The organism is Nonomuraea recticatena, from assembly GCF_039533245.1.
GTDB classification, from domain to species: domain Bacteria; phylum Actinomycetota; class Actinomycetes; order Streptosporangiales; family Streptosporangiaceae; genus Nonomuraea; species Nonomuraea roseola.
In genome coordinates this window covers 39,620-51,170 of record NZ_BAAATE010000017.1, presented here as the reverse complement: position 1 = coordinate 51,170, position 11,551 = coordinate 39,620, and the positions used below count along the sequence as shown (strand labels likewise).

The following is an 11,551-nucleotide window of genomic DNA, read 5'->3' as shown; positions in this document are numbered from 1 at the left end:
GGTTCGTGGGCGCGCGTTACCCTCCTCCTGCCTCTTCGTCGAGTGCAGGGGCTGATCTTTGGGCTGGTGCGACGCGCGCGCCGTTACAGAAAACGGGAAGGAGTTAGCGGGCGTCGCTACAGATGGCACTGCGGACACGCTGAAGGTCGACGTGACGTCGCACGACGAGCATCGGGTCCGCTGGCATACCTCGAACCATACCTCGGTGGTCGGGTATGTCCAAGGCCGGGTCCACAGTCTGGACGATCTTCAGCCCTGTCTGGGCCAGTCGAGCTCCGACTCCTGAGGCCTCTCCTCGCCCTGGTGCTGGCAGTCGCACCAGGATCCGCCCCTGCACTCCTCGTGCAGCCGCTCCTTGCACTTCTCGCAGATCACCTCTTGATTATTCACCGTGGACTTCTTCGCAGAACTACTCGCCGACCTGCGCGCCGAGACCGCCGACCTGGAGGCCCTGCTGGAGGGCGCCGACTGGGAGCTGCCCACCCCGGCCGAGGGGTGGACCGTCCGCGACCAGGTCGGCCACCTGGCCTGGTTCGACGAGGCGGCCACCAAGGTGGTCACCGAGCCTGGCTCCCTCCGCACGGACGTGTCCGTCGACGACCTGGTGATCGAGGCCCGCGCGCTGCGGGCGGAGGCGGTGCACGCCTGGTTCCGTACGGCCCGCGCCCGCATGCTGGAGACCTTCGCCACGCTCGACCCCAGGACCAGGCTGCCGTGGTACGGCCCGCCGATGTCGGCCGCCTCCTTCGCCACCGCGCGCCTGATGGAGACCTGGGCCCACGGACAGGACATCGCCGACGCGCTGGGCGTGACCAGGACGCCCACCGCCAGGCTCAGGCACGTGGCGACGCTGGGTGTGCGGGCGATGCCGTACGGGTTCGCGGTGCGGGGCCTGCCCGCGCCGCGCGACCCCGTGCGGGTGGAGCTGACCATGCCGGACGGCACGCCGTGGACGGCGGGCCAGGAAGGGGCGGCGGACGTGGTGCGCGGCCCGATGCTCGGCTTCTGCCTGCTCGTCACCCAGCGTCGTCACCTCACCGACACCGGGCTGGTCGCCGAGGGCGCGGCGGCGGGCCGGTGGATGGCGGTGGCGCAGGCGTTCGCCGGCCCGCCCGGCAAGGGCAGGGCTCCCTCAGGGACGATTCAGGGCGATACCGGATGATCTTTTTGGATAGGTCCTGACATGCTCGAACTATGCGGACAATCCTGAACGTCATCTGGCTGGTCCTGGCCGGGATCTGGCTGGCGATCGGCTATGTGATCGCCGGCATCATCTGCTGCGTCCTGATCGTCACGATCCCCTTCGGCATCGCCTCGTTCAGGATCGCCGCCTACGCGCTGTGGCCGTTCGGCAGGACCGTCGTGCGCGACTCCGACGCGGGCGCGATGTCGACCATCGGCAACGTCGTCTGGCTGGTCTTCGCGGGCTGGTGGCTGGCGCTCGGGCACGTCATCACGGCGATCCCGCTGTTCGTCTCGATCATCGGCATTCCGCTCGGCGTGGCCAACATCAAGATGATCCCCGTCTCCCTCCTGCCCCTCGGCGCGCGTATCGTCGAAACCTGACACGAGATGGGATTGTCACAGGTCGTCGCGGGAAGTGACCGGTGACAGCGAATACCTTGGGTGCCATGACGTCCACCGACGTACCGCCGCGCTCCAAACGGCGCGGCCCGCGGCTCAGCATGAGCCGCGCGAGGGAGCGGCTCAACTGGGTGCTCGACACCCGGTCGTGGGCCATCGTTCGCGCGTCCGTGGACGCCGGCGTCACCTACCGGGTCACGGGCCTGGCCGGTGAGGCCGCCTTCTTCGCGCTGCTGTCGCTGCCGCCGTTCGTCCTCGCCCTCATCGGCGTGCTGGCCAAGCTCGGGGTCTGGCTCGGGCCGACCATCGTCGAGGAGGTGAGGACCTGGGTCGAGCAGCAGGCCGCCCTGCTGTTCACCCCCGAGGCCGTCGCGGGCGTGGTGACCCCGCTGATCGAGGACGTGCTGCGCGACGACGCGGGCAAGGTCTCACTGATCTCGCTCGGCTTCCTGCTGTCGCTGTGGTCGGGCTCGAGGGCGCTCTACGTCTACGTGGACCTCATCTCCGTCGCCTACGGCCTGGGCGAGGAGCGCGGCATCATCCGCACCAGGCTGATGTCCTTCGGGCTCTACCTGATCGGCCTGGTGATCGGCATCATCGTCATGCCGGTGCTGGTCATCGGGCCGACCCTGCTGAAGGACGGGCTGCCGCCCGACTACGGCGCGCTCGTCGACGTCCTCTACTGGCCGACCGTGATCCTCGGCTCGGTCATGTTCCTGACCGTCCTGTACCACGTGAGCGTCCCGGTGCGCACCAAGTGGTACAGGGAGCTGCCGGGGGCGATCCTGGCGCTGTTCCTGTGGATCATCTGCGCGGCCGTGCTGCGCGCGGTCCTGGCCGCCTGGGTCTCGCCCGTCTCCATCTACGGCTCGCTGGCCACGCCCATCGCCGTGCTGTTGTGGCTGTACATCACCGCGCTCGCCGTCCTCATCGGGGCGATACTGAACGCCGAGGTGGACAGGCTGTGGCCGGGAGAGGGAGCGACGAGGGCCAGCCGTACGGCCGGCTGACATCCGATATCGTCTAGGCGTCGCGACTGGCGCATTTGGGTGGGGCTACCACCGGGGAGCGGAAGGGGGCGAAGGCCGAGCGCCTGGGTCTTCGCACATTGTCAATGACGACAGGGGAGTCATGAGTTCTCTCGCCAACGTGGACCCGCAGATCGCCGACCTCATCAAGGCCGAGGAGCGCCGCCAGGCCGACACCGTCAAGCTGATCGCCTCCGAGAACTACGTCTCCAAGGCGGTGCTCGAGGCCACCGGCACGGTCCTGACCAACAAGTACTCCGAGGGCTACGCGGGCAAGCGCTACTACGAGGGCCAGCAGGTCATCGACCAGATCGAGACCGTGGCGATCGAGCGTGCCAAGGCCGTCTTCGGCGTCAACCACGCCAACGTGCAGCCCTACTCGGGCTCGCCCGCCAACCTGGCCATCTACATGGCCTTCCTGCAGCCGGGCGAGACCGTCATGGGCATGGGCCTGCCCTTCGGCGGCCACCTGACCCACGGCTGGTCGGTCAGCGCCACCGGCAAGTGGTTCAACCCCGTCCGCTACGGCGTGCGCCAGGACACCGGCCGCATCGACATGGACGAGGTCAGGGAGATCGCGCTGCGCGAGCGGCCCAAGCTGATCTTCTGTGGCGGCACCGCGATCCCGCGCACCATCGACTTCGAGGGCTTCGCCGCGATCGCCCGCGAGGTCGGCGCCGTCCTCGCCGCCGACATCGCCCACATCGCCGGTCTGGTGGCCGGTGGCGCGCACCCCTCGCCCGTCGGTCACGCCGACGTCATCTCCACCACCACGCACAAGACGCTGCGCGGCCCGCGCGGCGCCATGCTGATGGCCACCTCCGACGAGCACGCCACCGCGCTGAACAAGGCGGTCTTCCCCGGCCTGCAGGGCGGCCCGCACAACCACACCACCGCGGCGATCGCCGTCGCCCTGCACGAGGCGGCCCAGCCGTCCTTCCGCGAGTACGCCGCGCAGGTCGTCGCCAACGCCAAGGCCCTGGCGGAGGAGCTGTCCTCGCGCGGGTTCGACCTGGTCTCGGGCGGCACGGACAACCACCTGATCCTGCTCGACCTCACGCCCAAGGGCATCGGCGGCAAGCCCGCCGCGCAGGCGCTCGACAGGGCGGGCCTGGAGACCAACTACAACACGGTGCCGTTCGACACCCGCAAGCCGTTCGACCCCTCCGGCATCCGCATCGGCACCCCCTCGGTGACCTCCCGCGGCATGAAGGAGGCCGAGATGCGGCAGATCGGCGCGTGGATGGACGAGGTCGTCACCGCGCTGGCCAAGGGCGACGCCGAGGACGTCATCACCCGAGTCCACCACGAGGTCAGCGAGCTCACCGCGCAGTTCCCCGCTCCCGGGCTGGGCTGACCCCCGCAGCACCGCCGACGCGCCCGCCGTCCCCCTCCTCGGGGGGCGGCGGGCGCTGTCATGAGCCGCCCACGGCCGGACAGAACACCGACGCGCGAGCGCGCGTCGGGGCGCCGGTCACCTGGGCGGCTGGGCCAGGCGGGCCACGGGGCTCGCGTGGTAAGGTGCCCGCAGGCAGACGGCCACGAGACACAGGAGGTGAGGACTATGCGGGTCTTTCTGAGCTGCACGCTGTCCGAATTCCTCCGGGTGCCCGCCTGACCGATTCCGCGCGGGGCCCGGTTTCCAGAAGGGTACCCAAGCGTTGAACACGCACGATCTTTCTCTGCTCGGCTGGACCGACTCGCTGGCCGCCGAGCTTCCCGCGGGCACCGTCCCCGCACGAGTGGCCAGGGTGGACCGCGGCGCCGCCGAGGTCATCTCCGCCGACGGGCACCACCACGTCAAGTACGGCTCCCGCGTACGGCGGGCCTCCTCCGACGACCCCGTGGCCCTGCCCTGCGTCGGCGACTGGGTGGCGCTCAAGGAGCTGCCCGAGGGGCGGCACGAGCTCGAAGCGGTGCTGCCCCGCCGTACCGCCTTCGTCAGGGGCGGCGTCAGCCGCACCTCGCGCGGCGGGCTCTCCGGCGACGGTCAGGGGCAGGTGCTGGCGGCCAACGTCGACCTCGTCTTCGTGGCAGAGCCGTCCATGCACGCCACCGACTTCGCCGACCTCGGCCGCATCGAGCGGCTGGTGGCGCTGGCGTGGGAGAGCGGCGGCACGCCCGTCGTCCTCATCACCAAGTCCGACCTGTTCGAGCGGGGTCTCGACGACCTGCTGGCCGACGTCGCCGCCGCCGCGCCCGGCGTGGCGGTGCACGCCGTCTCCTCCGTGCTGGGCGAGGGGGTCGCGCTGGTGCGCGACTACCTGGCGGGCTCACGCACCGCCGTCGTGCTCGGGCCTTCGGGCGCGGGCAAGTCCACCCTGGTCAACGCGCTGGCCGGGGACGGGGTCATGGAGACCCAGCTGGTCCGCGCGGGCGACGGCAGGGGGCGGCACACCACCGTGCACAGGGAGCTCATCCCGCTGCCGGGCGGTGGGCTGATCATCGACACACCCGGCATCAGGCGGGTCGGGCTCTACGAGATGACCGACGGCGTGGACCTGGTCTTCGCCGACATCGAGGCGCTGGCGGGTGCTTGCAGGTTCGGCGACTGCGGGCACGACGGCGAGCCCGGCTGCGCCGTACAGGCGGCGGTGGAGAGCGGCGAGCTGGCCGAGCGGCGGCTGGAGAGCTGGTTCAAGCTGCAGAGGGAGGCGGCCTGGATGGCCGGCAGAACCGACGCCAGACTGCGCAAGGAGCAGCAGAACCGGTGGAAGATCATCCACAAGGAGATGCGCCGCTCGGGCCGCAACAGGCCGTAGCGGGGCCGTCCCCGTGCCGTCACCGGTGACCTCGCGTGAAGGTCACCGGTGACCGGCTCAGGGGGAGGGGCTTGCCTCCGGCAGCGGGTATCACTGCGCTATGGCCCATCTCTTCATCGACAGGGCGGAGGCGGGCGCTCTGCTGGCCGAGCGCCTGCTCGGCCTGCACGACCCGGTCGTGCTGGCGCTGCCCCGCGGCGGGGTGGCGGTGGCGCTGCCCGTGGCGCGCAGGCTCGGCGGGGTGCTCGACGTCCTGGTCACCAGGAAGATCGGCTACCCCGACTCGCCGGAGCTGGGTGTGGGGGCGATCGCCGAGGGCGGCGAGCCGGTCTTCGACGAGCAGCTGATGGCCCGCCTCGGCCTCACCACCGCCGACCTGGAGGAGGTGGTGGAGCGCGAGCGAAGGGAGCTGGCGCGCAGGGTGCGGGTCTACAGGGGGAGCAGGGCGCTGCCGGACGTGGCGGGACGCGACGTCGTGGTGGTCGACGACGGGCTGGCCACCGGCGTCACCGCCAGGGCAGCGCTGCGCGCGCTGGCCGCCGCTGAGCCCGACAGGCTCACGCTGGCCGCGCCGGTCGGAGCGGCGCGGACGGTCAGGATGCTGCGCGGTGAGGCGGACGAGGTGGTGGTGCTGGCCACGCCGCCGGACTTCCGCGCGGTCGGCCAGTGGTACGAGTACTTCGACCAGCTCGGCGACGCCGAGGTGCTCTCGCTGCTGCGGGCGCGCTGAGCCTCAGACGAGCGCCGCCCAGACGAGCTTGCCGCCGCCGGGGGGATGAAGCCACCCCCAGGCCGTCGCCAGCGCCTCGATGAGCGGCAGCCCCCTGCCGAACTCGGCGAGGAAGCCCGAGGTGGAGGCCACGGGCACGGCTCCGCTGAAGTCCTGTACGGCGCAGCCGAGCCGCCTTTCCGAGCACATCAGCCTGAGCGATCTGGCGCCGCCCCCGTGCCTGATGGCATTGGTGATCAGCTCGGAGACCACGAGCTGCGCGTCGAAGACGGCTGTCTCGCCGGAGTCCCAGCCGGTGAAGGTGGCGCGCACGAACCGCCTGGCGCTGCCCACCAGCGCGGGATCGGCGGGCATCGTGAACTCCAGCAAGGCGACCTGCTCGCCAGGTTCGCCTGACAGCAGGGCCTCGAGCCACTCGGGCGGTGCGGTGCCCTTCGTGGCGTGCCATGGTGCTGCGGAAGTGGTCATGGAGGTCCCCGGGGCTCGGATACTTCACGCGGTCCAAGTGTCCATATTTACGGCGAGGGCTTACCGATGCAAGACTTTTCATGTTTTACAGATGCAAGTCGCATTTGCACGTGCGCTTGGAACGTCCCACTGCCGATCCGTGTAAGACTGGATCTTCCCCTATGAAGGAGACGGCGCGATGGAAGCGGCGGAGAATGTGCGGCCCCTGAGCCCCGCCCAGGGCGGCGGCCCCACGGTGCTGCGCATCCTGCTCGGCGCCCAGCTGCGCAGGCTCCGCACGGCCAAGGGCATCTCCAGGGAGGACGCGGGCTACGCCATCCGGGCCTCGCACGCGAAGATCAGCCGCCTTGAGCTGGGCCAGGTCAGCTTCAAGGAGCGCGACGTCGCCGACCTGCTCACCATGTACGGCGTGATCGACCCTGACGACAGGGCGCGCCTGATCGAGCTGGCCAGGCAGGCCAACCAGCCTGGCTGGTGGCACAAGTACAGCGACCTGCTGCCCGGCTGGTTCGAGGTCTACATCGGGCTGGAGGGCGCGGCCTCGATCATCCGCACCTACGAGAACCAGTTCGTCCCGGGGCTGCTGCAGTCGCCCGACTACGCCCGCGCGGTGATCTCGCTGGCCCACGACAGGGCGCCGGCCGGCGAGATGGAGCGCAGGGTGGCGCTCAGGACGACCAGGCAGCAGCGGCTGACGGGGGAGAGGCCCTTGTCGCTGTGGGCGGTGCTGGACGAGGCGGTGCTGCGCCGCACCATCGGCGGCGCACAGGTGATGCGCGCCCAGGTCGAGCACCTCATCGAGGCCTCGGAGCTGCCGAACGTGACCGTCCAGGTCATGCCGTTCGACAGGGGCGGGCACGCGGCGGCCGGCGGGCCGTTCTCCATCCTGCGCTTCCCCGAGCCCGAGCTGCCGGACGTGGTCTACATGGAGCAGCTGTCGAGCGCGCTCTACCTGGACAAGCTCGCCGAGTCCGAGCACTACACGAAGGTCATGGACAGGCTGAGCGTCCAAGCGGACACCCCCGCCGATAGCCGACGTTTTCTGGAGCGGCTGCGCAAGATCGTCTAGTAGCCCGTATTCTCGTGCCCTGCAAGCACTGATGCACGTGCATTCGCGCGCACGAGGAGGAACCATGGGGGAGATTCCCAACGGCATCACCGCGAGCAGTCTCGCGGTGGCCTGGCGCAAGGGCAGGCGCAGCAATCCCGACGGCAACTGCGTGGAGGTGGCCGTGCTGCCGACGGGTCAGTACGCGGTCCGCAACTCCCGCTTTCCCGACGACCCCGCACTGATCTACACCAAGGCGGAGATCACCGCCTTCGTCCTGGGCGCGAAGGACGGGGAGTTCGACGACCTGATCGCCTGAATGCTCGCCAGACGGCGTGGAGGCCGGGTTCCGAAAGGGCGACGCGCGTGGTCACCGGCATGACGAGAAGGCTCCGGTTCGCCTGAACCGGAGCCTTCTTCGCTTGAAACGTCTTGGGTCCTTCGCAGGAGCGAGGGACGCTCGCCTGATCAGGCAGTTGTCCCGACCGGGTTCGAGTTGGTCATCGGGACAACTGCGTGATCACGCAGCTTTCTGGGCGCTGCCGGGGTGGAACTCAGGCGGCGGAGATGCCGGCGCTGGCCGCGCGGCGCATACGACGACGACGCTCGGAAGCGCGCTCGTCCTCGTTCAGACCGCCCCACGTGCCGTACTTCTCGGGCCGGGACAGCGCGTAGTCAAGGCACTCGGCGCGCACGGGGCACTGGCCGCAGATCGCCTTGGCCTTCCGCTCGCGAACGTCACGCTCGGGCTGCCGCTCGCCGTCGGGACCGAAGAAGAGCACGAGGTCCTCACCTCGGCACGCGGCATCATCCTGCCAACCCCAGCTGGGGCGCGGGCGGGCGATCTGCCGACGTACCTGAGACATGAGAAAACCACCTTCGTGAGAGGTATTTCGTAGTTGAGCCGCATTGGACGCTTTCGGCGTCACTGTTCCAACGCAGGGGTGGACCGTGATGTTCCCGTGATCAGGTGAGGGCGGGCGTGGCGTACCGCACAGGCGCGAGCCTGTCCAGCGAGACCAGCCGGTAGGTGGTGATCGTCTCGGCGCAAGCCGTACCACACGGTGCTTGGAACACCGATGGCTCAACCACAACCTGGAACCGGACCTCACCGCAGCGCACGATGGCTTCGGTGACGTCGCCTTCCGACCTTGAGGATTCCACGGCCACTCCGCCGACCGAGAGCTCACCCGTGTGGACACGGGCGAAATGCTCGGCGGCTTGCGATGGCTCAGGGATGCCTGCGCGTCCCCGGTAACGGTCGAGAATCACCTCGCCGGACCGGTACGCGTTGGCCGCTGCGATCGCAGCAGCCTGAGACATGCTGCCGTAGAAAATTCCGTGTGGCAAGCACACGAGGTTGGCGGCGTAGCGATCGCCGCCAACATGTGAGGTTTCCCACACTCTGTCCGGCAAAACTTCTGCCAGGCGACGAGCGAGGGGTAGTCCAATGCGGGCGCAACACGCATTGCGCTTGGCGTGCGTGCAGACCAGAAATACCGGCTCGTCTTCAAGTATGCAGGACTCTGGGACCACTCCGGCCATCACGGCGTCCAGGTCAAGATCGTCCGGACCTGCGATGACACCCCCCGCGAGCCAGGGGTTCTCTCCCGCCGCGTAGCCGACTAGCACACGCAGGCCCTGCCCCCGCTGGCGGGTCCTGCGCCCCGGACGGCGGATCAACTGGGGCCTGATACCGCGTTCCGACGCTCTGCGCACGAGTTCCGCGATGTCGGCGGGAAGGTCGCAGTTCTCCAGATGTGACGCCCACGGACCGTCGTGCTCGATCAGCAGCCACATGCGGGCGCCCACCGTGGCGCTCGCAAGGGTCGGCACGTCACCGGTGTGAGCGCCGGCCGGATGGTCGCAGCCCCTGCGCATGTGTCACTTCCCCCGATCCCCGTCTTAGGTAAGACTAACCTAACGCTTTAGGGGGTGTGCGGGAGGGGTCAACACGCGTTCAGAGGGTCAATGCGTGACGGGCGGCGCCGGTGGCCGCCTCCCTGTCCTCGGCGACGAGCCCGATCCTGGTGCGGCGATCGAGCAGGTCCGCCTCGTCGAGCGCGCCCTCGTGCCTGACGGCCCAGACCAGCTCGCCGAGCGTGACGCCGGCGCCGACAGGCTCGGGGTGCTCCCGCGTCAGCGCCCGTACGGCCTCCGCCTCGCCTCCGTACCGCGCGGCCAGGCGTGAGGAGCCGTCGTAGGGCCGCGCGCCGACCAGTGGGAGGCGATGCGTCACGCAGGGCCCAGCGGGCAGGTGCCTGAGCCGGACCGCACGGTCGACCGCGTCCTGGGCCATGCGCCGGTACGTGGTCAGCTTGCCGCCGGTGACGGTGATCACCTCGTCCGCCGACGTCAGGACGGCGTGCCTGCGCGACAGGTCGGCCGTGCGGCCCTCGGCCTCCAGAAGCGGCCTGAGGCCCGCGTAGGCGCCCGCCACCTGGCTCCTGGCCACCGGGACCTCCAGAACGGTGTTGAGCACGGTCAGCAGGGCGCTGACGTCCGTCTCGGGAACCTCGGGCACGTCAGGCACCGGCCCCTCCAGCGGCTCGTCGGTGAGCCCCACGTGGACCCGCCCGTCGGCCTGGGGGAGCACCAGGGCGAAGCGGTTGCTCTCGCCGGGAATCGGCACGTGCAGCCCAGCGCGCAGCCCGGAAAGGGTCTCGCCGCGCAGCACCAGGTGGGTGCCTCGCGAGGGCCGCAGCCTGAGGCCGGGGGTGAGCCCGCCCGCCCACACGCCCGCCGCGTTGATCACCACGCGCGCCCTGATCGTGAACGACTCGCCGGTCAGCTCGTCGCGCACCTGCGCCCCCTCGCGGTGCAGCTCCAGCGCCCTGCACCTGGTCAGGATCCGAGCTCCGTGGCCCGCCGCGGTCCTCGCGAGCGCCACCACCAGGCGGGCGTCGTCCAGCAGCCTGCCGTCCCACGACAGCAGGGCGCCGCGCAGGCCGCGCTCGCGCAGCACGGGCGCCAGCGCCCTCGCCCTGGGCGGGGAGAGCCTGGAGGGCCCCGGCAGCAGGCGGCGCGGGGTGCGGGCGGCGGCGCGCAGCACGTCGCCCATGCGGTAGCCGGCCATGACCAGCGCCGCCTGCGCCCTCGACACCTCGGGGGTGAGCGGCAGCAGGTACGGGGCCGCCCTCACCAGGTGTGGAGCGGTGCGGGTGAGCAGGATGCCGCGCTCGACCGCGCTCTCCCGCGCCACGCCGACCTGCCCCTTGGCCAGGTAACGGAGGCCGCCGTGGATCATCTTGGAGCTCCATCTGGAAGTCCCGAAAGCCAGGTCGTGGGCGTCGATCGCGGCTACTGTGAGGCCACGGGAGGCGGCGTCGAGCGCCACTCCCGCCCCCGTCGCGCCGAGCCCCACGACCAGCACGTCCACGGTCTCGACGCGAACCCGGTCCAGCTCGGCCAGCCTGCGCGCGGCGTTCAGCGAGGTGTTCATGTGAGATACCTCTCCAGGAGGGTCGCCAGTTCGGCGTCGAGTGTCCCGGGGTCGCCCATGGTGTGGGCAGACAGCAGGAACGACTGGGCGGTCAGCAGCACGGCCCGCGCCCGCGCGGGGCTCATCGCGCCTTCGAGCACGGCGAGGATGGCGTCGTGGCTGGCGCCCCTGCGCCGCGTCAGGTACGGCAGCAGCAGCTCGGGGTCGACCTCCACGATCCTGCGCCACAGCGGGTGCTCGCGCAGCGCGCGCACCCCCTCCACCACGGCGGCGACGGGGTCCGACAGGTCGAGCCCCGACACCACCCGCAGCCATTCGCGCGTCATCAGGTCGCCCACCAGGCTGCCGACGTCGGGCCAGCCCCGGTAGATCGTCATGCGCGACACCCCCGCCCGCCTCGCGACGTCGGTCAGCGTCGTACGCCGCACCCCGTAGGCCAGTACGCAGTCGTACGCGGCGTCCAGCACAGCGTCATTGTGACGAATTGCC

Annotated in this window: 15 protein-coding genes and 1 riboswitch; of the genes, 8 read left to right on the top strand and 7 right to left on the bottom strand. The window is 70.4% G+C overall.

Features of this window, described 5'->3' with window-relative positions:
• Positions 1–103: 103 nt before the first annotated feature.
• A complete protein-coding gene (locus ABFX50_RS51415) occupies positions 104–187 on the bottom strand; it encodes a putative leader peptide (RefSeq protein WP_350655632.1) in 84 nt (27 codons plus the stop codon).
• A 62-nt stretch (positions 188–249) separates the two neighbouring features.
• A complete protein-coding gene (locus tag ABFX50_RS28755) occupies positions 250–390 on the bottom strand; it encodes a hypothetical protein (RefSeq protein ID WP_183646201.1) in 141 nt (46 codons plus the stop codon).
• Between the two features lies 1 nt (position 391).
• Here ABFX50_RS28755 and ABFX50_RS28750 point away from each other — a divergent pair, with 1 nt between their 5' ends.
• The 6 genes from ABFX50_RS28750 (at position 392) to ABFX50_RS28725 (ending at position 6,104) form a co-directional block, all read left to right on the top strand.
• Positions 392–1,162 carry a TIGR03084 family metal-binding protein gene (locus ABFX50_RS28750; RefSeq protein WP_346150547.1) on the top strand — a complete coding sequence of 257 codons (771 nt, stop codon included), beginning with the start codon at positions 392–394 and terminating at the stop codon, positions 1,160–1,162.
• Between the two features lie 32 nt (positions 1,163–1,194).
• Positions 1,195–1,566, top strand: a complete 372-nt coding sequence (locus tag ABFX50_RS28745; RefSeq protein WP_183646197.1) for a YccF domain-containing protein — start codon at positions 1,195–1,197, stop codon at positions 1,564–1,566.
• Between the two features lie 65 nt (positions 1,567–1,631).
• Entirely contained in the window at positions 1,632–2,594 is a 963-nt protein-coding gene (locus ABFX50_RS28740; RefSeq protein WP_346150545.1) for a YihY/virulence factor BrkB family protein, read from the top strand.
• A 12-nt stretch (positions 2,595–2,606) separates the two neighbouring features.
• Positions 2,607–2,690: riboswitch (ZMP/ZTP riboswitch) on the top strand.
• A 1-nt stretch (position 2,691) separates the two neighbouring features.
• Positions 2,692–3,969, top strand: coding sequence for a serine hydroxymethyltransferase (gene glyA, locus ABFX50_RS28735; protein ID WP_428834710.1), 1,278 nt, complete (start codon positions 2,692–2,694; stop codon positions 3,967–3,969).
• 304 nt (positions 3,970–4,273) lie between these two features.
• Positions 4,274–5,374: a ribosome small subunit-dependent GTPase A gene (rsgA, locus tag ABFX50_RS28730; protein WP_346150541.1), complete on the top strand. Its 1,101-nt coding sequence runs from the start codon at positions 4,274–4,276 to the stop codon at positions 5,372–5,374.
• 100 nt (positions 5,375–5,474) lie between these two features.
• A complete protein-coding gene (locus ABFX50_RS28725; protein WP_183646192.1) occupies positions 5,475–6,104 on the top strand; it encodes a phosphoribosyltransferase in 630 nt (209 codons plus the stop codon).
• 3 nt (positions 6,105–6,107) lie between these two features.
• Here ABFX50_RS28725 and ABFX50_RS28720 read toward each other — a convergent pair whose 3' ends face one another.
• Complete coding sequence (locus ABFX50_RS28720; protein WP_346150539.1) at positions 6,108–6,572, bottom strand: ATP-binding protein; 465 nt, start codon at positions 6,570–6,572, stop codon at positions 6,108–6,110.
• A gap of 178 nt (positions 6,573–6,750) precedes the next feature.
• Between ABFX50_RS28720 and ABFX50_RS28715 the strand changes: the two genes are divergently transcribed.
• Together ABFX50_RS28715 and ABFX50_RS28710 are read left to right on the top strand one after the other, a co-directional pair.
• Entirely contained in the window at positions 6,751–7,641 is an 891-nt protein-coding gene (locus tag ABFX50_RS28715; RefSeq protein WP_346150537.1) for a helix-turn-helix domain-containing protein, read from the top strand.
• A 64-nt stretch (positions 7,642–7,705) separates the two neighbouring features.
• Positions 7,706–7,939 (top strand): DUF397 domain-containing protein, encoded by a 234-nt coding sequence (locus ABFX50_RS28710; RefSeq protein ID WP_183646187.1) that lies wholly within the window; start codon positions 7,706–7,708, stop codon positions 7,937–7,939.
• A 235-nt stretch (positions 7,940–8,174) separates the two neighbouring features.
• Here the strand turns inward: ABFX50_RS28710 and ABFX50_RS28705 are convergent, their stop codons facing one another.
• The 4 genes from ABFX50_RS28705 to ABFX50_RS28690 all read right to left on the bottom strand — a co-directional run bounded on the left by ABFX50_RS28705 (position 8,175) and on the right by ABFX50_RS28690 (position 11,529).
• Positions 8,175–8,486, bottom strand: a complete 312-nt coding sequence (locus ABFX50_RS28705) for a WhiB family transcriptional regulator (protein ID WP_183646185.1) — start codon at positions 8,484–8,486, stop codon at positions 8,175–8,177.
• A gap of 100 nt (positions 8,487–8,586) precedes the next feature.
• A complete protein-coding gene (locus ABFX50_RS28700; protein ID WP_346150534.1) occupies positions 8,587–9,420 on the bottom strand; it encodes a sucrase ferredoxin in 834 nt (277 codons plus the stop codon).
• Between the two features lie 160 nt (positions 9,421–9,580).
• Complete coding sequence (locus ABFX50_RS28695) at positions 9,581–11,062, bottom strand: glycerol-3-phosphate dehydrogenase/oxidase (protein ID WP_346150532.1); 1,482 nt, start codon at positions 11,060–11,062, stop codon at positions 9,581–9,583.
• Entirely contained in the window at positions 11,059–11,529 is a 471-nt protein-coding gene (locus ABFX50_RS28690) for a TetR/AcrR family transcriptional regulator (protein WP_346150530.1), read from the bottom strand. Before ABFX50_RS28690 ends, ABFX50_RS28695 begins: the two co-directional genes overlap by 4 nt.
• Positions 11,530–11,551: the final 22 nt, after the last annotated feature.